Source organism: Siminovitchia sp. FSL H7-0308 (genome assembly GCF_037980985.1).
In the GTDB taxonomy this organism is placed as follows: Bacteria; Bacillota; Bacilli; order Bacillales; family Bacillaceae_C; genus Siminovitchia; species Siminovitchia thermophila.
In genome coordinates this window covers 896,212-920,918 of the sequence record NZ_CP150282.1, presented here as the reverse complement: position 1 = coordinate 920,918, position 24,707 = coordinate 896,212, and the positions used below count along the sequence as shown (strand labels likewise).

22 protein-coding genes and 1 other annotated feature are annotated in these 24,707 nt (G+C 41.8%); of the genes, 7 read left to right on the top strand and 15 right to left on the bottom strand.

Features of this window, described 5'->3' with window-relative positions; all coding sequences use genetic code 11:
* Positions 1-3 precede the first annotated feature (3 nt).
* The 7 genes from rarD to refZ form a co-directional block, all read right to left on the bottom strand.
* Positions 4-915, bottom strand: a complete 912-nt coding sequence (rarD, locus tag MHB50_RS04395) for an EamA family transporter RarD (RefSeq protein WP_340084907.1) — start codon at positions 913-915, stop codon at positions 4-6.
* 92 nt (positions 916-1,007) lie between these two features.
* A complete protein-coding gene (locus tag MHB50_RS04390) occupies positions 1,008-2,594 on the bottom strand; it encodes an acyl--CoA ligase (protein ID WP_077110866.1) in 1,587 nt (528 codons plus the stop codon).
* 177 nt (positions 2,595-2,771) lie between these two features.
* A complete protein-coding gene (locus MHB50_RS04385; protein ID WP_077110810.1) occupies positions 2,772-2,975 on the bottom strand; it encodes an alpha/beta-type small acid-soluble spore protein in 204 nt (67 codons plus the stop codon).
* Positions 2,976-3,075: 100 nt separating this feature from the next.
* Positions 3,076-4,290 carry a tRNA uracil 4-sulfurtransferase ThiI gene (gene thiI, locus MHB50_RS04380; RefSeq protein WP_340084904.1) on the bottom strand — a complete coding sequence of 405 codons (1,215 nt, stop codon included), beginning with the start codon at positions 4,288-4,290 and terminating at the stop codon, positions 3,076-3,078.
* Positions 4,287-5,438, bottom strand: a complete 1,152-nt coding sequence (locus tag MHB50_RS04375) for a cysteine desulfurase family protein (protein WP_077110806.1) — start codon at positions 5,436-5,438, stop codon at positions 4,287-4,289. Before MHB50_RS04375 ends, thiI begins: the two co-directional genes overlap by 4 nt.
* Before the next feature lie 120 nt (positions 5,439-5,558).
* Entirely contained in the window at positions 5,559-7,268 is a 1,710-nt protein-coding gene (gene ezrA / locus MHB50_RS04370; RefSeq protein WP_077110804.1) for a septation ring formation regulator EzrA, read from the bottom strand.
* Positions 7,269-7,517: 249 nt separating this feature from the next.
* Positions 7,518-8,180: a forespore capture DNA-binding protein RefZ gene (gene refZ / locus MHB50_RS04365; protein ID WP_077110802.1), complete on the bottom strand. Its 663-nt coding sequence runs from the start codon at positions 8,178-8,180 to the stop codon at positions 7,518-7,520.
* Between the two features lie 752 nt (positions 8,181-8,932).
* Between refZ and rpsD the strand changes: the two genes are divergently transcribed.
* Positions 8,933-9,535: a 30S ribosomal protein S4 gene (gene rpsD / locus MHB50_RS04360; protein WP_077110798.1), complete on the top strand. Its 603-nt coding sequence runs from the start codon at positions 8,933-8,935 to the stop codon at positions 9,533-9,535.
* A 777-nt stretch (positions 9,536-10,312) separates the two neighbouring features.
* Here the strand turns inward: rpsD and MHB50_RS04355 are convergent.
* From MHB50_RS04355 to MHB50_RS04330, 6 genes are all read right to left on the bottom strand, one after another.
* Entirely contained in the window at positions 10,313-11,074 is a 762-nt protein-coding gene (locus MHB50_RS04355) for an isoprenyl transferase (RefSeq protein ID WP_077110796.1), read from the bottom strand.
* A gap of 742 nt (positions 11,075-11,816) precedes the next feature.
* Positions 11,817-12,032, bottom strand: coding sequence for a helix-turn-helix transcriptional regulator (locus MHB50_RS04350; RefSeq protein WP_077110794.1), 216 nt, complete (start codon positions 12,030-12,032; stop codon positions 11,817-11,819).
* 10 nt (positions 12,033-12,042) lie between these two features.
* Positions 12,043-12,519: a DUF2975 domain-containing protein gene (locus MHB50_RS04345; RefSeq protein ID WP_077110793.1), complete on the bottom strand. Its 477-nt coding sequence runs from the start codon at positions 12,517-12,519 to the stop codon at positions 12,043-12,045.
* Positions 12,520-13,500: 981 nt separating this feature from the next.
* Positions 13,501-14,046: a DUF1697 domain-containing protein gene (locus MHB50_RS04340; RefSeq protein ID WP_077110789.1), complete on the bottom strand. Its 546-nt coding sequence runs from the start codon at positions 14,044-14,046 to the stop codon at positions 13,501-13,503.
* A 106-nt stretch (positions 14,047-14,152) separates the two neighbouring features.
* A complete protein-coding gene (gene abc-f, locus MHB50_RS04335) occupies positions 14,153-15,856 on the bottom strand; it encodes an ABC-F type ribosomal protection protein (protein WP_340084899.1) in 1,704 nt (567 codons plus the stop codon).
* 89 nt (positions 15,857-15,945) lie between these two features.
* Positions 15,946-16,062: an RAxF-45 family protein gene (locus tag MHB50_RS04330; protein WP_321189662.1), complete on the bottom strand. Its 117-nt coding sequence runs from the start codon at positions 16,060-16,062 to the stop codon at positions 15,946-15,948.
* A gap of 498 nt (positions 16,063-16,560) precedes the next feature.
* On the opposite strand from MHB50_RS04330, the gene MHB50_RS04325 reads away from it, so the two are divergent.
* Positions 16,561-17,490: an aldo/keto reductase gene (locus MHB50_RS04325; RefSeq protein WP_077110785.1), complete on the top strand. Its 930-nt coding sequence runs from the start codon at positions 16,561-16,563 to the stop codon at positions 17,488-17,490.
* A gap of 515 nt (positions 17,491-18,005) precedes the next feature.
* On the opposite strand, the gene MHB50_RS04320 is transcribed toward MHB50_RS04325, so the two are convergent.
* A complete protein-coding gene (locus MHB50_RS04320) occupies positions 18,006-18,548 on the bottom strand; it encodes a GNAT family protein (protein WP_077110783.1) in 543 nt (180 codons plus the stop codon).
* Positions 18,549-18,860: 312 nt separating this feature from the next.
* Between MHB50_RS04320 and MHB50_RS04315 the strand changes: the two genes are divergently transcribed.
* From MHB50_RS04315 to MHB50_RS04305, 3 genes are all read left to right on the top strand, one after another.
* The gene (locus tag MHB50_RS04315; RefSeq protein WP_077110781.1) at positions 18,861-19,070 is read left to right on the top strand and encodes a hypothetical protein; all 210 of its coding nucleotides are present in this window, start codon (positions 18,861-18,863) and stop codon (positions 19,068-19,070) included.
* A 19-nt stretch (positions 19,071-19,089) separates the two neighbouring features.
* A complete protein-coding gene (locus tag MHB50_RS04310; protein WP_171973855.1) occupies positions 19,090-19,257 on the top strand; it encodes a hypothetical protein in 168 nt (55 codons plus the stop codon).
* A gap of 80 nt (positions 19,258-19,337) precedes the next feature.
* Positions 19,338-19,604: a phospholipase gene (locus tag MHB50_RS04305; RefSeq protein WP_077110864.1), complete on the top strand. Its 267-nt coding sequence runs from the start codon at positions 19,338-19,340 to the stop codon at positions 19,602-19,604.
* Positions 19,605-19,677: 73 nt separating this feature from the next.
* Here the strand turns inward: MHB50_RS04305 and tyrS are convergent, their stop codons facing one another.
* Positions 19,678-20,943 (bottom strand): tyrosine--tRNA ligase, encoded by a 1,266-nt coding sequence (gene tyrS / locus MHB50_RS04300; protein WP_077110779.1) that lies wholly within the window; start codon positions 20,941-20,943, stop codon positions 19,678-19,680.
* Positions 20,944-20,991: 48 nt separating this feature from the next.
* Positions 20,992-21,208, bottom strand: a binding site (T-box leader).
* A gap of 110 nt (positions 21,209-21,318) precedes the next feature.
* On the opposite strand from tyrS, the gene MHB50_RS04295 reads away from it, so the two are divergent.
* Both MHB50_RS04295 and MHB50_RS04290 read left to right on the top strand, forming a co-directional pair.
* Positions 21,319-24,321: a transglycosylase domain-containing protein gene (locus MHB50_RS04295; RefSeq protein ID WP_077110777.1), complete on the top strand. Its 3,003-nt coding sequence runs from the start codon at positions 21,319-21,321 to the stop codon at positions 24,319-24,321.
* A gap of 63 nt (positions 24,322-24,384) precedes the next feature.
* A complete protein-coding gene (locus MHB50_RS04290; RefSeq protein WP_171973854.1) occupies positions 24,385-24,537 on the top strand; it encodes a hypothetical protein in 153 nt (50 codons plus the stop codon).
* Positions 24,538-24,707 lie beyond the last annotated feature (170 nt).

The window sequence follows — 24,707 nt, the reverse complement described above, 5'->3', positions numbered from 1 at the left end:
ATGTTATGCCGTTTTATCGCGCTGTCGCACATGTGTCCACTTAACGGAGGACAGGGAAAATAGGACGAGCGCTCCCCATATAAAAGTAAAAGCGACAAGCCTGACCGTTCCAAAAGGTTCCTTATACAGGAACACACCGAGTATCAACATGAGGGATGGCGCAATGTATTGCAAAAATCCCATTAGATAAAGTGGGATCCTCTGTACCCCTTTTGCAAAAAACAACAACGGCAAAGCGGTGACAGCTCCCGATCCCACAAGTAAAAGATCCACACTCCAGGAACCGGACAAAAAAGAGCCGCCCCCTTTAACAGCAAGGACTGCCAAATAGATAAGCGCTACAGGCATGACAAACATCGTTTCAATGGTCAGCCCCGAAGCTGAATCCATTACAACCATTTTTTTAATCAATCCGTATATTCCGAACGATAAAGCCAAAGCAAATGATATCCACGGAAATTGCCCATAGGCAAAAGTCAAAATAAGTACTCCGACCAAAGCGAGAAAAAAGGAAATGACATGTATTTTCGCCAGCCTTTCTTTTAATACAACAACACCTAAAACGATGCTGATAAGCGGGTTAATATAATAACCCAGGCTTGTTTCTACTACTTTTCCCACATTGACCGCCCAAATAAAAATAAACCAGTTGGCGCTGATCAAGAGAGAAAGAGCGAAAAAGGCAAGTATCGTTTTGGGACGACGGATCACTTCCCTTGCATTTTTCATAAAAAAATTCCACTTTCTGCTAAAAACCATTAACAAAAGCATAAACCAAAAAGACCAAAAGACCCGGTGCGCCAATAATTCTTGCGCCGAAATAGTATCCAGCAGTTTCCAATAAACAGGTAAGATCCCCCACATAAAGTAGGCGGCAGTTCCATAAAAAACGCCGCCTTGCTCTTTTTTAGTCATGGCCAATTTCTCCCGATATTTAGTTTCTCGAAATATTTTCATTATATCCGATTTTGAGAAATTTGGCTATATAAGATGCATTTTCTGAAAGACTAACTATTGAATTGTTTTTTTTCCTGATCTCGTTTCCGAAGCTCAACCCGGCGTATTTTTCCTGAAACTGTCTTAGGCAGTTCGTCAATAAACTCAATTTCCCTTGGATATTTGTATGGAGCGGTCATCTGCTTCACATGTTCTTGTAATTCACCGATCAGATCCTTACTATCTTCATATTGTTCTTTCAATACTACGTAGGCCTTTACGATATTTCCCCTGATTTCGTCTGGGCTGGCCACAACCGCACACTCCCTGACCGCGGGGTGCTTGATGAGGGCATCTTCGACTTCAAACGGACCAATCGTGTAGCCGGAACTGATGATAATGTCGTCACCGCGCCCTTCAAACCAAAAATACCCGTCGGCATCTTTTCGCGCTTTGTCCCCTGTAATATAGTAATCGCCCCGGTATTGCATCGCTGTTCTTTCAGGATCTTTATAATATTTTTTAAATAAAGCCGGTGAATTTCGGTGCACGGCAATATCGCCGACTTCATCAACCACACATGGACTCCCGTCTTCATCAATAATTTCAACGATATTGCCGGGTGTCGGTTTCCCCATCGAACCTGGACGGAGTTCCATCTCTTTCGTAATTCCTACAAGGAGCGTGTTTTCCGTTTGCCCGTAGCCATCCCTGACATCAATATTGAAATGTCTCCTAAACACATCAATTACTTCCCGGTTTAGCGGCTCTCCCGCAGAAACGGCGCTATGTAAATGCTCCAACTTGTATTGATCCAACTGATCCACTTTAGCCATCAGCCTATATTCCGTTGGCGTACAGCAAAGGACATTCACATGATATTTGTCCATTAAAGCCAAGTACTTCTCCGGTTCAAATTTTCCATGATAGACGAACCCCGTGGCTCCTGTTCCAAGAACCGAAAGGAAGGGGCTCCAAATCCACTTTTGCCACCCTGGACCTGCAGTCGCCCAAACAACATCATTTTCTTCAATGCATAGCCAATTGGGCGCGGCTGTCCGCAAATGGGCATAACCCCATCCATGCGTGTGTACAACGCCTTTCGGATTGCCGGTCGTCCCTGAAGTATAGGATAAAAATGCCGTATCCTCTCTTGTGGTAGGAGCAATTTTCATTTCGTCTCCGGCGCTTTCCATCATTTTTTCAAGGTGCTGCCACCCTGGGGCTTCCCCGCCAACAGAAAACTTTTTCAAACGACCAGCATACTCTGATTGATTTAATTGCTCAACGTAAGGACAATATGTGACAACTGCTTTTACGTCTCCATGGACAATTCGATATTCCAGGTCTTTCGTTTTGAGCATTTCTGAGCTTGGAATCACTATGATGCCGGCTTTAAGAGCCGCCATATAAACAGCATATGCTTCAATTAGCCGCGGAATCATCACGAGAATTGTATCCCCTTTTTTCAATCCGGATTGGAGGAAAACATTTCCAATTTTATTCGCCTTTTTCAACAGCTCGGGATACGTAATTTCTTGCTCTTTTCCCTCTTCATTTTCCCACTGAATCGCAATTCGCTTTTGTTGATCTGCAAATCGTTCCATTTCCAGCATGATGTTATAGTTTTCCGGAGCGATCAAGCTGTCTCGATCCACTTTATCCACTATGGTCTCCCCCTTTTTTTATTCGCCTATTATTATACAAAATAATAAGAAAATTTAATATCAAAAAGAACTATTTCATTACACTAAACGCAGCCCCTTTCTTATCGCTAAATAAAAGGAAAGGAAGCGGGACAAAGCCCGCTTCCATAGCCATACGTTATAAGATTGTTATCTTAATTGTCCGCCACCCATTTGTTGTTGTGCCATTGATACAAGGCGCTTGGTGATTTCACCACCAACAGATCCGTTTGCACGGGAAGTTGTGTCAGCACCAAGATTGACACCAAACTCTTGAGCAATTTCCATTTTCATTTGATCGATAGCTTGCTCCGCTCCAGGAACAAGGATTTGGTTGCTGTTGTTGTTTGCCATGTGTTTTCACCTCCTTGTAAGGATAGATTGTGCGAAAACACACGGCATCATTCAAAAAAAACTTGGTAAATGTTCCTGCTTTTGAAAAAAGATTCTACAATTAGAATAAATGGGCGTGATCTTCTCCGGTTTCCTGTTCGATTCCGCCACTTTTGACGACAACCGTCTCCGTTTGGTCAATGGCTTCGGATAACAGCGGTTTCCAATCAAACTTACTCTCATATTCAATGATTTTTTCTCTTTTTGGCCTTGTTTTTGGTGCTGGCGGGGTAAAAATGGTACAACAATCCTCATAGGGTCTGTTAGAAATGTCAAGAGTGTCGATATCTCTTGCAATTTGGATAATTTCATTTTTGTCCATCGCAATTAACGGCCTCAGTATAGGGGTATTCGTGACATCATTAATAGCCAACATGCTTTCCATTGTTTGACTGGCAACCTGTCCCAGGCTTTCTCCATTAATAATCGCAAGCGCCTCATGTTTTTCTCTCAGTTCATCTGTAATCCTGAGCATCATTCTTCTTGTGGCAGTCATGGAATATCCCTCAGGAATTACCTTATGAATCGTTTCCTGAATGTTCGTAAACGGAACGATATGGACTTTAACCCTTCCGGTAAAAGGAGCAAGCTTGGCCGCTATATCCAGCACTTTTTGCTTGGCCCGCTCACTCGTATACGGCGGACTATGAAAATGAACGGCCTCAATGTCAACTCCCCGCTTCATTGCCAAATATCCGGCAACGGGACTGTCAATACCGCCCGAAAGCATTAACATCGCTTTTCCAGATGAACGCGCGGGAAAGCCGCCTCTGCCTTGAATGATTTCTCCGGATATATAGGCGGCATCGTGCCTGATTTCAACAACCACATTAATATCCGGTTTTTTCACATCCACCCGAATGCCTTCCACGTTAATCAAAATATGGGCGCCAACAGCATGATTAAGCTCGTTCGTATCATATTCAAACGTTTTATCGGCCCGGCGCGCCGATATTTTGAACGTATTCCCCGGCTCGTACGTTTTTTGAACGACAAAAAGGGCTGCGTTCCTGATTTCCTCTATATCTTTTGGTGTTTTCACCGCGGGGCTGAACGATTGGATCCCAAAAACATGACGCAGCTTTGTCATAATTTGCTCGTAAGGCTCCCCATTTAAAATGATGTACATTCTGTCATGTGCCGCTTCTACTTTGGCATTGCGGAACTTATATAAAATATATTGAATGTTTTTCTTCAGCATTCTGATAAAATGCTTGCGATTTCTCCCTTTTAATGTCATTTCTCCGTATCTGATCAATATTCTGTCATATTTCATCCGTTTCGCCTCATTACTTTCGTTAATCTAACCAGCACTTTTTCAAGCGCGGCCACCATTTGCACCGCTTCATCCATTGTGTTTTCATACGAAAGGCTAATTCTGATCGCCCCATTTGCGATTGAATCAGACACCCCCATCGCCTTCAACGTACCGCTTGGTGTTTTATCTTTGGAAGAGCAGGCACTCGTCGTTGATACGATCATCCCTTCTTCCGATAAAGCATGAACAACGACTTCACCTTTTAGTCCCACGCAAGAAACATTGATGATATGGGGGGCCGCTTTTTCTTCAGGCGTGTTGACAAGCAAATCCGGCATTTTTTGGAACTCGTTGAACAAATAGGCGCGGATTTGCCACAGCTTTTCCATTTCTCGTTTCCGCTTTTCTTCCGCCATCCGGTAGGCCTTCGCCATTGCCACGATCCCGGCTGTATTTTCCGTCCCGCTTCTCATACCATTCTCCTGGTTTCCCCCTGATAAGAGCGGCGCGATTCTAACGCCATCTCTTATAAAAACAAACCCATTCCCTTTCAATCCATGAAATTTGTGGGCAGAAAAAGTGCAGATGTCAATGTTCGATTCATACAGATCCAAAGGCACCTTGGCCGCACCTTGAACGTGGTCGACATGGTATAGTACTTTCGGAAATTGTTTTAAAAGCTTGCCGATCTGGGCAATCGGCTGTATCATTCCCACTTCATTGTTTACATGAATGACGGAAACAAGAATCGTTTGATCAGTTATATGATGTGCTATATCATCTGGATGAATAAATCCATCTTTGTTTACGGGAATGTACGTCACTTGATATCCCAATTCCCGCAATTGTTCACAAGATTCCTTTACGGACGGGTGCTCCACGCTTGTCGTAATAATATGGTTGCCGCGGTCTCGATACATCATGGCCGTTCCTTTGATCGCCAGGTTATTTCCTTCGGAGCCCCCCGATGTAAAATAAATTTCACCGGGTGTTACAGCAGCAAGATGCGCGATTTGTTCACGTGCTTTTGTTAAAAGCTTTTCCGCTTCTCCTCCCATTACGTGAAGTGAAGAAGGATTGCCGAAAAATTGTCTGCTGACATCTGTAAATGCTTTTATGACAGCGTCATAAGGTTTTGTAGTAGCACTATTATCCAAATAAATCATGGTTACACCTACTAATGAATTCGATAGTCAATCATACATATTAACATACACAATGAATGATGAAAATATGGATGGCAAAATTTTAAGCAAAAAGAGCGAATCCCCTTCGGTTCGCTCTTTTTACACATGCAGCTCTTCATTAAACATTTGCTCAATCCGCTTTAAGGCACCGGGTTCTATTTTTTCAACGGCTGTGGCTGCTTGCTCCAATGCCGCACGGTATTCATAATTACGAAAGGCGCGCTCAGCCGTTTCCAAGCTTTCCCGAAGCTCCTTATCTTGTCCCCTGTACCGATTTGCATATTGAATAACCTGTTCGGCAAACCTTGCGTTTTCGATATGCTCTTCCATCCGATTATACAAGTGATCGACCGTATCGGTTGCCTCATATAAATATTTTTGAACCATTTCCATGTTCAATGGTTTTTCCCGCAGACAGCGAAACACATCTTCCACTTGCTCGCCCGCCTGTTCATAAAGCGACTCGACATCACTTGGCAATCCCGGCATACGGCTTTTTTGCACAAGCCGGACGATTTCGCTTATTTTCCTCTTGAGGTCGGCAATTTTTTCCCGTGCCTCCAGCTCATCTTTTCGCAAGCGTTGGAGATGTTCTGCAAAAGCTTTTTGCTCCTTTTCCAATTGTTCCAGCTCGCTTTCTATTTCGGCTAATTCTTCACCTAGAAAAGAAAAAGCTGATCGATCCTCTGCCAGTTTTTCTTTGAGCAACTCGTTGCGCTTTACTAGCTGGCTTAATGATTTTTCCAAATTTACTGGGATGTCCAAATGATTCTCCATTAATTGATAACTCTCTTGAACTTGATCAGTCTCCGATAGGAGTTTGGCATTTTCTTCAACCAGTTTAAGCAAAAAGGCTTCCGTCTCTTCGTTTTTTTGCATGATATATTGCCTTGCATATACTTCTTTTTCCAAAAGGTCATAAAGTGATTCAATTTTTTCTTTCGCTTCTTCCAGCCCTTTTTCCACTTCTTCGGTTTCGGTATTGGACAAAAGCTCCTTGTATGTTTCCATCTCTTTTTTGATACTTTCCATCATTTGATCCATTTGGATATGTTCCAGGACGTATCCTTGTTCGATCATTTCCCGATAGCCACTTGTCAACTCTTCCAATTTGGAAGGAATACTTGTCTGGCATTCCTTCAACAAGATCGGAACCTTTTGCAACTTTTCTTCCAGCAGCTTCAACTCATCAGCTACAGAAAGAATTACTTTCCGCGCCCCAAGATAGTCGCCTTGTTCCGTTAATTGCTCATAGTTGGCAATTTTTTCTCCAACTTCTTTTAACATGCTATCCAAACGATTCAGCGCACTTCCATATGTATGACCTTCTGTAATCAGCCTTTTCTTTGTTTTGTTATATGTCTCTTTCAACTGATCAAAATCAGTTCTATTTTTTTCTTCACTTTCAACAAGCTCTTTTAATTGATCGAGAATTTCTTGAATATCTTTATCAATTTCTGACAAGCTCGTTTCAATTTTTGCACGGACTTCTTTCACTTTGTTAAAATGGAATTTATCCGTAAATTCCTCCGCATCAAAGAGAAGCTCATCAATATGAGGTAATCGGACAGTGACAATTTCATCCCATGTTTTCCGCCATTTTTCAAATAATTCCTCCGTTTTTCCTGTCATATTCAACTGCTTTACTTTTGCCAATTCTGCTGCGACAGGCTGGTTCATGATTTCCATTTTTACCGCTTCCAGCTGATCAATGTCCTTGTAATACTTTTTTCGGATGATATAACCCACCACAAACAAAAGAATGACAAAGATGATCGCGCTGATGACGAGTTCAACACCGTATTTCATTGTCTGCCCCTGCTCCTTCCATCATTCAGCCCAAACATATATATATCAACTTTCGTATATCTTTTTATTTCCTTCTATAATACCATGTCGGCGACATTTTTTGACTGATAAATGCATATTTTTCTCAATTTATTTCTATAACGAATAAGGAAAAAAATTCGCTCCGCCTCTTGAGTTCCCATTTTTCAATCCATATCCTGCCTGTCTTTTGAGCTTAAACAATAAAAAAACGCCCTGTCATGCCGGGCGTTAAACACTCTTCAAAGCAGCAGGCTGAAGCGACTCAACATAGGCAGAATCTCGTCGGGACCCGATCGTTGCACCAACCCAGTCCTTGATAAATCCGTAATATTTTTCTATAAAATAAGAATCTTGCAGATGGATTCCCCACACTTCACTTACATATTGGCTGTTTAAATAAGGCATGGTCAGCATTCCCTTCAACTGGATAATGAACATACTCAACGGCAAAACTGTTTTCTTTTCCTCAAGCACCGCTGAAGCCAATATTTTCAGGTAATATCGTTCCTTCATCAAGTAGGATGAAATAATTTCCCGTGACACTTGGGAATCAATCGTGATCTCCCTCCATACAAGCCTTGTTAACAAATAGCATTCACTTTGATAATATAAAATCTTTTTAATCGCTCTATTGAAACAAATTTCCGGCTCTTCCCACTCCAACTTTTTTGCTTCTTCTTCCAGACACAGCACATAAGATTCAAAAAAGCGGATCAGACAAGCTTCAAGCAAACCTTGCTTTCCTTGAAAATAATAAGAAATATTCGCAGGATTAACCCTTGCCTTGGCAGCTATGTCACGGATCGTCGTCCCTTTGAAACCCTTGGCATGAAACAGTTCTATCGCCGCTTCAAAGATCAATTCTTTCGTATTATTTACAGAAACAGACAATGTGAAACCTCCTTTTGATCCATTGTCTTGAAGATCCGGAGCTCGTAAAAGACATGATATATACCATTTCGGTGCGGTCACGCCTTTCACCTGCGAAAATTTCTCGACATATTTTTGTGAAATGTGATAAAAATGATGTTTTTTGAGTGGGAATAGGGTCCACAGGCCAGTCGAACAATGGTCACATTTAGTTTTGAGGACCGGGCAGCGCTTTAGTGCTGAGATTTTCGCTTATACGCGGGTATTTCCGGCTATACGTGGGTATTTCTCTCTATGCGCGGGTATTTTCGGCTATACGTGGGTATTTCTCTCTATGCGCGGGTATTTCCGGCTATGCGCGGGTATTTCCGGCTATACGCGGGTATTTCTTTCTATGCGCGGGTATTTCTTTCTATGCGCCGGTATTTCCAGCTATGCGCGGGTAAGGGCTTTGGCTTGCCCCGCGATCAGCCCGGAATTGGCGGCTTGATCATATGCTGCCAAAGAGTCTGCGCGAAATCGGATTTGCCGCTGCACCAAACGAAAAAGAGAATCTTGACTTTATACGTAATTCCCCATATAATTGAGCTTGTGTGTAAAATAATGCAGCCTGAAAGATTGCATGGATGTGCCGTATTTTATTCCTCTTTTGAGGTGCATCGCGTAACCCGCTGCTGCTAGGGCGAAGGTGCATGAAAATAAAATATCCGTCTATGTAAATCTCGTATCGGTTTTTATTTTACAACAAAATAAAACCAAAGGAGGAGTCATTTATGGCTCGTTATACCGGCCCAAGCTGGAAATTATCACGCCGACTCGGCATTTCTTTAAGCGGTACTGGAAAAGAATTGGAAAAACGCCCATATGCACCAGGACAACATGGTCCGAACCAACGCAAAAAACTATCTGAATATGGATTGCAGCTTCAGGAAAAACAAAAGCTTCGCCATATGTACGGTGTTACTGAGCGCCAGTTCAAAAACACTTTTAACAGAGCTGGAAAAATGAAAGGTAAACATGGTGAAAACTTCATGATCCTTCTTGAACAGCGCCTTGACAACATCGTTTACCGTCTAGGTCTTGCGCGCACTCGCCGCCAGGCACGCCAGCTCGTAAACCATGGACATATCCTGGTAGATGGACGTCGCGTTGACATTCCGTCTTACAAAGTCATCCCTGGCCAAGTCATCAGCGTTCGCGAAAAGTCAAGAAACCTTGACATTATCAAGGACTCTGTCGAGGCTACTAACTTTGTTCCAGAATACGTTTCTTTTGATCCAGACAAGCTTGAAGGAACATTGGTACGTCTCCCAGAGCGTTCCGAATTGCCTCCCGAAATCAATGAGGCCTTTATCGTTGAGTTCTACTCACGTTAATAAGATTGCTTTGTATAGCACAATATTTAAAAGCCCCAAACCCTTGGTATATAAAGGTTTTTGGGGCTTTTTATTTGAGTAACAGTATCATTTAGCTGTTTAGGGAAGTTCTTAATCAAAATGATCGGCCAGACGCCGGATTGATCACTTCATGTATCTTGCTTAACAATTCTTATCAAGATTTTTTATGTCGATTCCCAACTTTATCACTAATGTCTTTTTCAGCCAGCCAAAAGTTTTTGGGGTGGAACAATATCACCATTGCATGTAACAATTCACATTCCAGTCCATTTGATCATATTTTCGCTAAAGCCTCTTTGTATAAAAAAACCCTGTCTTCTTTAGTCTTTGCTTCAATCCCACAAATTTTCCCATCAAAAATCCAACTCGGTTCGGCGTGGCAGGATTGGCTCAAAACCGAGTATCCTATCTAAAAGCTTTATCGTTCAATCCTTTTGGCGTCGTCGTTGTTAATGAAATCCAAACGTCCTTTCAAACGTAACTCAAAGCCAACGCGGATGCTGATGCTGACGCGGATTAGCTCCATATCATTTCACATCACTGCGTTATTCGAGGAACGTCTTTTTCCACTGGAACAGTATGGACTTTATCGAATGCTATTGGACATATATTTCGATAGTTCTTGTTCAGCAGTTCGGGTGTCCGGGTAAAACACTAACGTCGTTCCTTGATTGTGATTCGCTCCAAACGCCATCAACTGCGACGAAAGTTTCGAGATTAACAAAAAAGAGACTGCATCATGTTTCCTTCACCATCTTATATTCCGCCATACCTTCTTTTTCGTTTTCGGTATTCTTCAAGCGCGCGCAAAAATTCCTTCTCGGAGAAATCCGGCCACAGCACATCGGTAAACCAGAATTCCGTGTACGCCAGCTGCCAGAGAAGAAAATTGCTCAGGCGTTTTTCCCCACCAGTGCGAATAAGCAAGTCGGGGTCTGTCATACCAGCTGTATACAGATATTCTGAAAACCGCTTTTCATCAACGTCAGCCAGTGACAATTTCGCATCGTTTACATCCGCGAACATTTCTTTCATAGCACTCAGCATCTCGCTCCTGCTTCCATAGTTGAGCGCAAAATTCAACTGAAGACCGTCATTATGCCGCGTACGTTCAATTGCATACTGTAAGGCCTCCCATGTATGGGCCGGAAGATTGGCCCTGTCACCGATTACCTCGATGCGGACATTATTGGCTATAAGGTCTGGCAGATAAATATGCAGAAACTCCTTGGGAAGTCTCAATATAAAGTCTATCTCTGGCTTTGGACGTTTCCAATTTTCCGTGGAAAACGTATAAAGTGTCAGAACCTTCACTTTGCACTTGACTGCTGCTTTGACAATTTTTACGACGGCAGATACCCCTTCTTTATGGCCAGCAACCCTGGGCATGCCCCGCTTATGCGCCCAGCGTCCGTTTCCGTCCATAATGATGGATATATGTTCGGGTATATTATCTTCTGGATAGTGGAAGAGTTCTTTCGATTGCTTATTTTTTAAAAAAGGAATTTTCATTGACATTGTCTGTCCCCCGCGATATTGTTAAAATCTTTCCAATTACCCTCTGGACACAGTTCAAGACTGCAGACAGAGGCGGACACAGCACCTTTTCAGATGTAATTCAGAAGCCTTTATATATTTAAAAAGCTATTTTCCTTCTATTTTTATATGTTATTTAATATGCTGATATGATCGTTTCTCACCTTCTGAACATTAACCTGTTTGCATCTACTCTCGTGACATTTTCCCTCCTTAGCCTGCTTTAACGTCGCTACTGCAACATCCTAATAAAACTCATGAACCCACGTGAACAAGAGGTTTGATTTGGATATTCCCAAGCTCCAAAGAGGATGCGAGCTCTTCTGCTATGCATACATAAAAGCAAGTGCAAGTAGCATAAAAAGACGATAATAACGACTGATAAACACGGGCAGACGCCACCGCCCCACATATTGGTGGGTAAAAAGTTCAAATACAGCGCAGCTGCAAGGGGACAACTGCCACAAAGAGATATCTGCAAGCCTCACCACATCTGGCATAAATAACTACTACACTTGTGACATGAATACGTTGTAAAAAGGACTCCTGTAAGCAGGACCAAAAGCCTATATATGTCTGGAAAAATTTAAGAGAAGGCGGAACAACTCCATTGTTCAAGCTCAATGCTTTTTCGGAGATTATTGTTCGTTCATGAGTAGCAGTTTTTTTATACATTTGATTCATATGAAAAGATAAATCAACATTCAACAGGAGTAAGAATCAATTAAGTGTTTTCATCACTTCTGTATTCTAAAATATCCCCGGGCTGACAGTCCAAGGCCTTGCAAATTGCCTCTAAAGTTGAAAGTCTAATGGCTTTTGCCTTTCCATTTTTCAATATAGAAAGGTTAGCCATTGTGATTCCAACCTTCTCCGAAAGTTCTGTTACGCTCATTTTCCTTTTAGCCAGCATCACGTCAATATTGATTATAATCGCCATTGCTTTCACCTCAGACTGTTAAGTCATTTTCTGATTTTATATGAATCGCTTCTTCTAAAAGTCTTTGAAGAACAGCAGCAAAGACTGCGATTACCATTGAAGCAAAGATAAGGATCATTCCGATTATGATGAGACCTGGTGCATCATCCATCTCCGCCACGAGATAAACAAATGGCGTCATTACGACATACAAGCCACTGATCACCATTGCAGAGAATTTGATATTTTTCAGACGTTTAACAGATAATTCAGAGAAAGATTGGTGATTGTCAATATATCCTAAAAGCTTAAAAGCCTGAAACAATGCCACGAAAAATGGAATCACCGATACATACAAACCAATCCCAATTGGATAAAGTAGATGGGCATAATCTGGATTTACCGGATTTTTAACTAACCAAGTCAATCCATATATACAAAAAGCAAGAGCAGGCATTCCCATAAAAATAACAGCCGTCTTTAGAAAGAGTGTTGATCCCCGCTTCATAAAAAGCACCTCACTTCATTATTTTTAAATTGATTATAAGATACCATTTATCGAATTTCAATAAAAATTTTCTTTTTATTAATACATAATTATCGATTCATCAATTTTATTGAAAAGCAAAAAGCACTCTTCATTATAAGGAAATGCTATAATTTTAACTCTCTGTTGTGTTTAAGCGACAGTTATAAGTGGTTGTTCCACAATCTGCTTCTATAATAAAAAGGGCACAAATTCAGATTGTTGGAAACCACCATACAAGTGTTATGAAAAATGGTTGGAATATTGAATTCACTCTTAGCAAAACATCCTTTTGGGGAATTTTTGGCGGCAGTTTTTAAAGAATGCTTTGCTCCCGAAGTTTTTCCTTTGTCCAGCCGCCGCACCAAACAAATCAATAGCTCCCCCCACCTCCATTTCTGAGGGTCTTTGAGCATTAAAAAAATAGCAATTTAAAAGGTTGATTATTTTTCTTGTAACTTCAATATTGCTAAACAGACAACGCCAAAATTGATAATAAAGTGATTGCATGATTAACTTCAATTTTCCCTAAATACTTAAAACCAATGTACTTACACCCATCGCTAGTGCAACAGCAATGAATATAAATCTCATTAAATTTGTCCTCATTGACATCCTCCCCCTTCCAATATATTACATTGGGTAAAGACTTTAAACTATGACCGTGATTTGTGCGGTATGTATTAAATCCGCATATCAGGGCTTTCTGTCTATTGGGGATATTTCTTAAATTGGATTATTCCTAACGCAAAAATGTAGAATGCCCGCCGAGATTCATTTCATTCCTCCGCGGCTAAAGAAATGAGAACTGTATTGCGTTCTTCTTTTAACAAAAAGAGTGTGTAACCTCACTTTATGTAACAAGCCGGAAGCAAAAGCGGCCTCCATCCTTGGTATATAGGACGAAGGCCGCTTTTGATTTTCCCTTCCTACTTGCGGATTAAAAAACCGGCGAATAAACATTTATGAATGTGTTGTCAGCATAAGTTCATATATTTTGCGTGTTGTGTTAACATTTCTGACGGTCATTTTCTTGTATAAATTTGTGCCCACCAGTTTTGTCATCCCGCTTTTGGTCACATTTTTTCTGTCAATGGACCATAAAACAGCCCCAGGCACATATTGAACTGTATCAATCTCCGGTTTAATGACTAACTTGCCGAGTACTGATTCATCATCCACATCATCCCATAAAAACATCACATCACTTTTCATGTGTTGATCGTTTTTCCATGATTCAGGGAGGGAATCCATGATCATTGAAAAATCATCAAGGCTACGGACCAACACCTTAATGGATAATCCAAAATCTTCCTGTATCACTTCTTCCAACATGTGAGAGATTTCTGCTTTTGAAAGGCTATCGTTTGTAAAAATGATATTGCCCGTATTGATATATGTCACAACAGCTTTCATGCCCACCCGTTCAAATGATTGTTTCAGCACTTTCATATTAACTTTATTTTTTCCTCCCACATTAATCCCTCGAAGAAGTGCAACATGGATCATAGACGATTCCCCCAAAGTTTTTGTTACAGTTATTATACAACACGAAATTCGTATAAAAAACGCACTTTCTATCCCCCGCATTTGTCATGAAGTTGAGACCTCTCCGTTATTTAGGAAACATGCCCATTTCAACCATTTTCTCTTTGGCCCAATTAAAGTTTCCTCCAAAACAATACATTTCTTTTGAATGAATCCAATAAATCTTGTCGAACAGCTTGTTGAGAAAATAACGATCATGAGAAACCGCTAAAATGGTGCCGTCATAATCTTCAAGTGCTTCTTCCAATACTTCTCGGGATTCAATATCAAGATGGTTCGTTGGTTCGTCTAAGATGAGCAAATTCGTGTCTTGGTGCATCAGTTGAGCCAGACGAAGCCTCATTCTTTCTCCTCCACTCAGTTGTGAAACTTTGTGGAACACCATATGTCCATAAAATAAAAATCTCGCCAAAATATGCCTCGCTTCTCCCTCCGTCATCCTCACCTCATTGCGAAATGCTTCTAAGACGGTCTCACCTTTCACTTCCGAAAAAATATGTTGAGACAAATAGCCAATCTTTACATTACTGCCTATTCTCACTTCTCCTTCATCGGGGGCGAATTGTTGAAGAATCATTTTGATCAACGTTGATTTTCCTGTGCCATTTTCTCCAATAATCGCCACTCGCTGTTGATAAGCCACATGCATGTTGACATCCTTAAATAGGAGCTTTTCTCCAAACCTCTTTGAGACGCCTTTGAGCCGTATGACATCTTTTCCACTTCGATCTCCTGCCGCCATTTCCAGTTTCATTTTCTTGCGTTGCAATACAGGCCTATTCAACTTTTCCATTCTTTCCAATGCCCTTTCCATATTTCTTGCTCGTTTATGAAGCCCTTCATTGGGAGGATTGGCCCTGTTTGCCCAATCGCGCAAGCGTTTGATCGCTTCTTGCATTTTCTTTATTTTCTTTTGTTGTTCTTCATAGGCACGGAATTCTCTTAGTAAACGTTCTTCTTTTTCTTTCACAAAGCCTGAATAATTTGTATGGTACTGCTCAACTTTCCCATCTTCCAAATCCAGCATTTTATCTACGACATCATCCAAAAAATAACGGTCATGGGAAACGACAACAACTGTCCCGTTATAAACTTGCAAAAAGTGTCCCAACCATTCCACCGTTGCCAAGTCCAAATGATTTGTCGGTTCATCAAGCAATAAAAAGTCAGGATTCTTGAGAAGAATAAAAGCCAAGCTTACCTTTGTCTTTTCTCCGCCGCTGAGGGCCGAGTATCGCTTATCCAATAAGTCGGAAATATTTAAGCCATTGACGATTCTTTCTATTTTGGCATCTATTTCATATCCGCCCTTTACGGAGAATTGATCTTGCACATGGCCATACTGGTCTATTAACTTCCCCATTGTTGCTTCGTTTGTTTCACGACTCATTTTCTCTTCAAGTTTCCTCAGCTTTTCTTCCATTTGTAAAAGTTCCGTGAAAGCGGTTTTTAATATTTCCCTAGCGGGCAATTGGTTGTGATAGTCCGGAATTTGTGCAAGATAACCGATGGAAATGCCTTTTTTCCAATGAATGAGACCCGAATCAGGCGTTTCGTTGCCAGCCAACAACTTCAATAACGTAGTTTTGCCGCTTCCATTTCGTCCGACCAACCCCACTCGGTCCCTTTCTTGAATGTCAAATGATATATTGTCAAATAAAAGATTTCCTCCATACATTTTAGAAAGTTTATTTACGCTGCAAATCATCATGTATACTTCCTCCTTTAGTACATAAACACAAAAAAGCCATGGGAAACACACTTTCCCCATGGCTTTTGACGCATAATGAATGGCACAAAAAAAAGAGCATGAAAGCTCCTCTTCAACCGTTCTTATATATCGTGGGTATAGAGATGTTTTCACCGTTTTAGATTTGCTATTAAGTTGTTAAAAAAGGGCATACGTGTCCCGTTAACAACTGCAACAGCAAATTTTGCACGGTTAAACAATAAGAATTCCGTCCAAAATCCGTGCACTAAAACAGCTTGATTCAACATCTCTCCCCACCTCCGTTTCATGATTCGTTGATTTCATTTTATCGGGTCCTCCTTCTTTTTTCAAGTAAGGAGACATATCTTTTACAATATATCCCGCCACCCGGGCATGCCCAAGCTTCCTTCCAAATCATTTGCGTTCACGAAAAAAGAAGCGAGGAATGCCAGTGTTCCGACGAGGGATATAGTGATCAATGTCCACACCGGAACCCGGGATAGCCCAGCTTTCATTTCCTTGTCCAAATTCCAGCACATTCTTGTCGATGTAGCTTCCCGCCAAAATGTCCGAAGTCAAAATAAGGGCAATACGGAAACTGCAAAATTAAACGGCACCCGCCTGGTCGAATACAAGTAAAACTGCCGGCGACATCCTTGCAAAAAAGCATTTCAGTTGAATTCACCATCACGCTTCTTTAGTATTTTTACTAAAGAAAAGTCCATTTGCCACGAGTGATCAACCATAAGAAAGAAGGGATTCATATGAAAAAAGTGCGGTTAGGGAAATCAGGCCTATTTGTCAATCCGATTGCCTTGGGAACAAACTATGTAGGCGGCCACAACTTATACGGTGATGTAGATGAAGAAGCCGGAAAACAACTTGTACGGACAGCGATTGAAAATGGTATCAATATGCTGGATACTGCCTACATATATGGGTTGGGCCGCTCGGAAGAATTGATTGGAGAGGTCATGAAAGAAAACTTCAATCGAACGGACGTGGTCATCGCGACGAAAGTGGCGCATAAGCAGGTTGATGATGAAATGGTATATGACAACTCCCCCGGATTTTTGCGTAAAGAGGTGGAAAAAAGCTTAAAACGACTGCAGACTGATTATATTGATCTGCTTTATATTCATTTTCCCGATAAAGACACGCCAAAAGATGAAGCGGTCGGCGCATTAAAGCAAATGAAAGATGAAGGAAAAATCCGCAGCATCGGACTGTCAAATTTTTCTCTGGAGCAGTTAAAAGAAGCGAATAAAGATGGCTATGTCGATGTTTATCAGGGGAATTACAATCTGTTAAGCCGGGAAGCAGAACAGGATATTTTCCCGTATGTGATTGAGCAGAATCTTTCCTTTATCCCGTATTTTCCGCTTGCGGCCGGACTGCTGGCTGGCAAATATACGAAAGAATCAACATTCAATGATTTGCGGGCTGACATGCCTCATTTCCAAGGGGAAGCCTTTGTTCAAAATCTGGAGAAAGTGGAGCGGCTTCGCACAATAGCGGATGAAAAAGGAGTCGAAACGGCAAACGTCGCGCTTGCCTGGTACTTAACGAGGGAAGCCATTGATGTCGTCATTCCGGGTGCGAAGCGAAAAGAACAAGTCCTAAGCAATTTAAAAACATTGCAAGTTACATTAACAAATGAAGAAATACAGGAAATTGATCGTATTTTTCAATAAGAAATATGGACAGACGCAGGCGGAGAAATTTCTCAGCCTGCTTTTTATCGCCCTTCGGATAACATGTCACATCGTCCCAGCAATAAGTTGGTGAAAACTTGCCTTCTGACATAGAACTCGTTATGACAGCCAGCTTATGCTTACGCAGTCTACATGTTCATCATTACGTTATGAGAGCCAGCTTGTGCTTACGCAGCCTACATGTTCATCATTACGTATGACAGCCAGCTTGTGCTTACGCAGCCTACATGTTCATCATGACGTTATGACAGCCAGCTTATGCTTACGCAGTCTACATGTTCATCATTACGTTATGACAGCCAACTTGTGCTTACGCAGTCTACATGTTCATCCATTACGTTATGACAGCCAGCTTATGCTTACGCAGTCTACATGTTCATCCATTACGTTATGACAGCCAGCTTATGCTTACGCAGTCTACATGTTCATCATGACGTTCTGTCAGTTCCTTGTCTTCCTCCATGTACATGAGAACGAGTTTTTCCATCCCTTCCCTATAAGCTTCTATTCATATATTCATGCTGAAGGATCCCCATGTGAATAATATCGTGCCATGACCCTTCCCTGAACAAACACTCACGACTGGTGCCCTCAGGTTGAAATCCCATCTTTTTGTATAATTTTATGGCTTTTTCATTAAATGAAAAAACCTTTAGAGATACCCTGTGCAGATTCATTTCCAGAAATGCGTAGTCAAGCAAAAGCTTCAACCCTTCTGAACCATAACCCTTTCCCCAATAATCTTTTTCTCCAATATCTATAATGCATTCAGCGTTTCTATTCTTATAATCAATGTTGATTAACGAGGTAATGCCAATGGGTGAATTCAATTCTTTTTCAATGATCATATAACTTTTTGCTGATGAGGAGCCCAAAATGATTTGCTCCACAAATTGTCTCGTTGCTTCTAACGGATATACATCTAAAAAAGGATTCGTTGTACGCATGACCTCTATATCATTTCTCCATGCATGATAAAGTTCTATATCCTCTGTTGTCATTTGTCTTAACCTTAATCTTTCTGATTCAAACAGCATTCTCCGTCACTCCCCGCAAGTTTTCAATTTCGGATCAACATATTTTCCAAAGAAAAAAGCTAGACTGATAATTGATCCTTTACTTTTGTTTTGTCGGTCCCCAACTGAAACATGTCCAGCCTTTCCATGAATAATATCACATTCGTCCTGGAAAATATGACCCATTATCAAACGTTAAAATTTCATATCATTACATCTTTTTAGAAAAAGCCCCTGAAGCTTTAGATTTGCGGCCCGCTCCCGATTCTAAGGCTTTTCCTTTCCTCATATTTCATCCCTCTCAGGACATATTACCAGTAGGAGGTGGAAACATTGGACAAGAAACAGAAAGAACAAAAGAACGTGAATGCTGAATTGGATGGCATGGGCCTTTTCGGAACGACATCTAATAAGAATATTGGCGGTTATGAAACTTCCGGCGACATTGAAAACGCCGGCAAGCCGGAGAAAGGTTTTCAAAAGCCTGACGAGGAAGAAATGCAGGCATCCATTCAAGAAGATGATCGGGAACAATCTTATTAAAGGAGGCAGAACGCGCGAAATGGTTCAAAAAGGAAAAAAGCAGTATCGAGTAACAACAGGCGATTATGAAAATAAAACAGGCGGACTACATTTTGGTTATGAATATAGCTCCGGAAATAGACTGAGCAGAAACAAAAACAATGAGCAAAGAGCACCAAAGGAAAAAAGTGGCGACAAACCAATTTAAATGGTAAAAGACGTATGCCATCGCCAATATTCCAATCCCTCCATATATTAATACAGGAGGTGTTGTGATTGCGAAGAGCCATGAGAAGAAGCCGGGGTCTTTGTATTTTTCCAGGGTACAATTGGTGCGGCCCCGGCTGCAGCGGCCCTGGAGCTCCCGTAAATGATGTGGATGCTTGTTGCATGAGACACGACTACTGTCTGCAGAACAATATTCATCCCTGTATATGCGATGATGAGTTTATGCATTGTTTAAAACCAAAAATCGAACCGTACACACAAAAAGGCCGGGCCAGTGCGCTTATGTACAACTTTATGAGATTAAAAACCGCGTTCTTTTGCGGCTAAAATAATCGGATTGAATTCGGGAATATTTTTCATGAAAAAACCCGGCAAGCCAGACGGCTGCCGAGTTTCACTTTTAATATTGAATTAAATGGTATTTTTTCTTCCCGCGACGGATGATCGTGAATTTTCCGCCGAGCCTGTCTTTTTCCCCAAGCTCATACCCGGTGTCGGTGATTCGGTCCCCATTAACGGAAATCGCTCCATTTTGAATATCTTCCCTCGCCTGCCTCTTAGACGGCGAAATTTTGGCGGCTACGAGCAAATCCACGAGTCCATTTGTTTCTTCAGCTTGATGCTCATATGAAGGAACATCTTTAAAGCCTTGTTCAATTTCTTCTATAGATAGCTCTTTTATATTACCGCTAAAGAGAGCTTCGGTAATCCGGATCGCCTGCTGAAGCGCTTCTTCCCCATGAATCAAACGTGTCATTTCTTCAGCAAGCGCCTTTTGTGCTTTGCGAAGATGCGGCTCTTCTTTCAGTGATTTTTCAAGCGCTTCGATTTCTTCCCGCTCAAGGAACGTAAAATACTTTAAGTATTGAACCGTATCTGCATCGGCTGTGTTAATCCAAAATTGATAAAATTCGTAAGGAGTCGTCTTTTCAGGATCAAGCCAAATGGCGCCTCCCTCCGTTTTCCCAAACTTTGTTCCGTCCGCTTTCGTAACGAGCGGAATCGTTAAACCGTAGGCTTTGGCATCCTCTCCCGCCATTTTGCGGATAAATTCAAGTCCTGTCGTAATGTTCCCCCACTGATCGCTACCGCCAATTTGCATTTTACAGCCGTATTCTTTATAGAGGTGCAGAAAATCGATCGCCTGCAGAAGCGTATAGGTGAATTCCGTAAAGGAAATGCCCGTTTCCAGACGGGTAGCAACAGTTTCTTTCGCAAGCATATAATTCACGCCGATATGCTTGCCAAAATCACGCAAAAATGTCGCTAAGTCCATCGAACCGAGCCACTCATAGTTGTTTGTCATACGAGCACGGTTTTCACCCGTAAAGTCAAAAATCCGCCTCAATTGGGCCTTAATGCCTTGAACATTTTTTTCAACCTGTTCCAGCGTTTGTAACTGCCTTTCTTCTTTTTTACCGCTCGGATCACCAATCTGTCCCGTAAATCCTCCGACCAAAACGATCGGACGATGCCCGTGTTTTTGAAAGCGGCGCATTGTCAGAAACGGCAATAAATGTCCAATATGCATGCTGTCTGCCGTGGGATCGACTCCACAGTATAAAGAAATTTTTTCCTTATCCAGAATTTCTTTTATGCCTTCTTCATCCGTTTGTTGATAAATAATGCCGCGCCACTTTAAGTCATCTAATAATTGCTTCAACATATTTCCCTGCCTTCTGTTTAAAAATAGAAAACGCCCCTTCGTTGTCTACGAAGGGACGATTTATTCACCGCGTTACCACCCAACTTGGGAAATCAAATTTCCCCGCTCATCGATATAACGGTTCTTACCGTTTGCCGCTACTATGAAAGTTCACGGCAAAAGCTCCTGGAAGTATTTCATCGTACTGTTTGTACCGGTTTTCACCAACCACCGGTTCTCTTCATAACAGGGACAGTCGACTACTTGATCCATTCTTAGCTCAATATATATCGTTGTATAGAAAATATTGTAGCTACAATGCACCGCCATGTCAAATTGTCACGAAAAAACGCCTTCCATATGCTATAATTAGTTGTGATTTCAGGAGGTATTTGTATGAAGAGTTTTTTGAAGGCACGATGGGAGCGACTTAAACAGCGTGCTTTTACCATTGAGAAAAAAGAATGGATGAAAGGTTTCCGGATTACATATGGCGTGGCGTGGAACTTGACCTTTCTATTGACGATATTTCTCGTACTGGGCGGCATCTTTGCAGGCGGAGTTGGCGCCGGCTATTTTGCATCACTTGTAAAAGATGAAAAAGTCCGGCCCGCTTCCAATATGAAACAGGAGATTTTCCATTATGAAGAAACATCCAAGCTTTATTTTGCCGACAATATTTATTTGGGGAAACTCCAGTCTGACATTGACAGAGAAGAAGTCAGCATTGAAGAAGTTTCGGATCATTTGAAAAAAGCCGTCATCGCGACAGAGGATGAGTATTTTTACGAGCATAAAGGGGTCGTTCCCAAAGCTTTAATGAGGGCTGTTTTTCAGGAGTTAACCAACTCTTCTGTCCAAACAGGCGGCAGTACTTTGACACAACAGCTCATTAAAAACCAAATTTTAACGAACGAAGTTTCTTTTGACCGAAAAGCAAAAGAAATCCTGCTTGCCCTAAGGCTTGAAAAGTTTCTTGAAAAAGATGAAATTTTAGAAGCTTATTTGAATGTTTCTACATTTGGCAGAAATTCATCTGGACAAAATATTGGCGGGGTTCAGGCCGCGGCAAGAGGAATATTCGGGGTGGATGCGAAAGAGCTGAACTTGCCGCAAGCAGCTTTTATTGCCGGCTTGCCGCAAAGCCCGTTCAGATATACGCCATTTGCCAATGGCGGCGGATTAAAAGAGGAATCGCTTCTTGAACCCGGCTTAAACAGGATGAAAACCGTTTTGGCCCGGATGCGCGCAGAAGAGTTTATTACCCAAAAAGAATATGAAGAAGCGATTCATTATAATATTGTAGGCGATTTTATCAAGCCACAGCCGCGGGCTTATGAGCAATATCCATATCTGACCGAAGAAATTGAAAGACGCGGCATTACCATATTGATGGAAATCCTTGCCAAGAAAGATGGTTACAGTGAAAAGGACTTGCAAAAGGACAAGGGCCTTTACAACAAGTATGAGACTTTGGCACGTCGGGACATCCGGCACAACGGCTATCATATCCATACGACAATTCATAAACAAATATATGACACTCATCAAAAAGTAAAAGATGAATACAACAATTACGGTTATACGAAAGTTAGGCAGGAGAGAAATCCGGAAACGGGAAAATTGGAGAAAATCAAAGAACCTGTCCAAGTGGGAGCCATTTTAATTGAAAATAAAACCGGTAAAATATTAAGCTTTGTCGGCGGCCGCGACCATAAACTGGAAGCAACGAACCATGCCACCAAGGCAAAGCGGCAAAATGGTTCAACGATGAAACCACTACTCGTCTACGCGCCTGCTATGGAAATGGGGCTCAGCGCTCCTGGCGCGGTTGTGGCAGATATTCCACTCTCAACAGGCGGTAAAGTTTTTAGAAACTATTCAGGCAGGTATTATGGACTTGTTTCATCCCGAAAAGCGCTTGCCCATTCGTACAACGCCTCCGCCGTTTATACGTACTTAAAAACGGTCAACAACAACCCGGCCGCTTATTTGGAAAAAATGGGATTTACGACACTGACGAAAGCGGATCATACCAACATAGCCGCTGCACTCGGCGGGGTTGAAGACGGGGTTACAGTGGAAGAAAACACGAATGCTTTCACGACATTCGCCAATGGCGGTAAATTCATCGATGCCTATATGATTGAAAAAATTACGGATCATGACGGCAATATTATTTATGAACATAAAGCCAAGCCTGTCGATGTATTTAGCCCACAAACATCTTATTTAATGATTGACATGATGCGAGATGTGCTCAGATACGGAACGGCTTCTGCTGTCCCCGGAATGCTAAAATTTTCAGCGGATTGGGCCGGAAAAACGGGAACAACGAATGGACCGAATGATGCATGGTTCGTTGCTTCCAATCCAAATGTCACACTTGGCGCCTGGATTGGATATGGGAAGCCAGCCCCACTTTCAACTGATGGAAGTGAAGGAAGACGCAATCTCAACATATGGGCAAGATTAATGAATGGCGCCTATGACGCGGCTCCCGACCTGGTCAAACCAAAAGAAAGGTTCAAGATGCCAGGTGGAATTGTACGGCGTTCGTATTGCGGCATTTCCGGAATGCTTCCATCAAAAGCCTGTTCAGCAGCAGGCTTGGTACAGTCTGATCTGTTTAACGCGAAATTTGTGCCGACGAAGGTCGATAATAGTTTAGGAAACGGGCGGTACGTCATGATCAAAGGAAAAAAATACATGGCTCTGCCTTCCACACCACAAGAATTTACAAAACCAGGCGGTATGCTCAGTCCAGAATTCGTGAAACAAATCTCACTTGGACGAGCGATTAATCCGGCTTATTTGATTCCGGACAATGATCCAAGGTGGAAAAACTTACTGGCTGCAGGAGCGATCATGCAGGACGATGGAAAGGCACCGGCAAGTGTTTCAACCACCATGTCTAACGGATTGCTCACTTGGAATGAATCTCCCAGCCATGATGTCGTTGGTTATCGGGTCTATTCCGGGTCAGGCAAAAGAGTCGCGTCTATCGCATCCGGTTCTTCTCTATCCTACCGGGCGGGCGGCGGTTCGTATTATGTAGTTGCCGTCGATATTGCCGGCCGTGAATCGGCACCGTCCAACAAAATGGAAACCAAGCAAGTAAACAAACCGGCAAAAACAGAGGATACTCAAAAGAAACAAACCGAAGTTGATAAAAACAAAGATAAAGATAACAACAAGGAACAACAAGCACCAACACCACCGGCTCCAAATACACCGCCGCCTAAAAAAGAGGAACCAAAAGAGGAGCCAAAAGACCAACAGAAAGATGACGGGAAAAAGGAAGAACCAAAAGAGCCTAACCAAGGTGGAAACGACGGGAACGGGAACGAAAATGGCGGCAATCCGGTTCCAGATAAAAAAGAGGAACCGAATCAATAAAATATTCCAAAAGAAACCTGCTCCCAGGGCGGAGCAGGTTCGCTTTTGAGCTGATGTTCCCTCATGACAAGAATTGACTTGAATGTGAAAGATAAATGCAGGGCAGTCGGTTTGGCCGAAAAAGAGCACAACAAACAGATTCAAGCGATTGAGAGAATATATGTGAAATTTACGATATCCTACATCTTTTTACAAAAGAAGGACCATGAAAAATAAAGAAATTCTTTACTCATGAAGTTCTTTGAGGGGCTTTATTTTTTCCCTTAACAAATGACCATCTTCAATTATTGTAATATAATGAATATACCGCATATAAAAAAGGGATTAAGGAGTATGAAAATTCATTTCAACAAAGATGAGTATTCACTCTCTATTCATGTTTTGTT

Excerpts from the sequence above, each read along its gene's own strand:
- MHB50_RS04290 (WP_171973854.1), top strand. The coding sequence starts at position 24,385 with ATGACAAGAATTGACTTGAATGTGAAAGATAAATGCAGGGCAGTCGGT.
- MHB50_RS04355 (WP_077110796.1), bottom strand. The coding sequence starts at position 11,074 with ATGTCAATGAAAATTCCTTTTTTAAAAAATAAGCAATCGAAAGAACTC.
- abc-f (WP_340084899.1), bottom strand. The coding sequence starts at position 15,856 with ATGGGGAAAGTGTGTTTCCCATGGCTTTTTTGTGTTTATGTACTAAAG.
- ezrA (WP_077110804.1), bottom strand. The coding sequence starts at position 7,268 with ATGAAATACGGTGTTGAACTCGTCATCAGCGCGATCATCTTTGTCATT.
- rarD (WP_340084907.1), bottom strand. The coding sequence starts at position 915 with ATGACTAAAAAAGAGCAAGGCGGCGTTTTTTATGGAACTGCCGCCTAC.
- MHB50_RS04375 (WP_077110806.1), bottom strand. The coding sequence starts at position 5,438 with ATGATTTATTTGGATAATAGTGCTACTACAAAACCTTATGACGCTGTC.
- thiI (WP_340084904.1), bottom strand. The coding sequence starts at position 4,290 with ATGAAATATGACAGAATATTGATCAGATACGGAGAAATGACATTAAAA.
- MHB50_RS04310 (WP_171973855.1), top strand. The coding sequence starts at position 19,090 with ATGGTTCAAAAAGGAAAAAAGCAGTATCGAGTAACAACAGGCGATTAT.
- MHB50_RS04350 (WP_077110794.1), bottom strand. The coding sequence starts at position 12,032 with ATGGCGATTATAATCAATATTGACGTGATGCTGGCTAAAAGGAAAATG.
- MHB50_RS04320 (WP_077110783.1), bottom strand. The coding sequence starts at position 18,548 with ATGCTGTTTGAATCAGAAAGATTAAGGTTAAGACAAATGACAACAGAG.
- MHB50_RS04345 (WP_077110793.1), bottom strand. The coding sequence starts at position 12,519 with ATGAAGCGGGGATCAACACTCTTTCTAAAGACGGCTGTTATTTTTATG.
- rpsD (WP_077110798.1), top strand. The coding sequence starts at position 8,933 with ATGGCTCGTTATACCGGCCCAAGCTGGAAATTATCACGCCGACTCGGC.
- MHB50_RS04385 (WP_077110810.1), bottom strand. The coding sequence starts at position 2,975 with ATGGCAAACAACAACAGCAACCAAATCCTTGTTCCTGGAGCGGAGCAA.
- tyrS (WP_077110779.1), bottom strand. The coding sequence starts at position 20,943 with ATGTTGAAGCAATTATTAGATGACTTAAAGTGGCGCGGCATTATTTAT.
- MHB50_RS04295 (WP_077110777.1), top strand. The coding sequence starts at position 21,319 with ATGAAGAGTTTTTTGAAGGCACGATGGGAGCGACTTAAACAGCGTGCT.
- MHB50_RS04325 (WP_077110785.1), top strand. The coding sequence starts at position 16,561 with ATGAAAAAAGTGCGGTTAGGGAAATCAGGCCTATTTGTCAATCCGATT.
- MHB50_RS04305 (WP_077110864.1), top strand. The coding sequence starts at position 19,338 with ATGAGAAGAAGCCGGGGTCTTTGTATTTTTCCAGGGTACAATTGGTGC.
- MHB50_RS04340 (WP_077110789.1), bottom strand. The coding sequence starts at position 14,046 with ATGATCCATGTTGCACTTCTTCGAGGGATTAATGTGGGAGGAAAAAAT.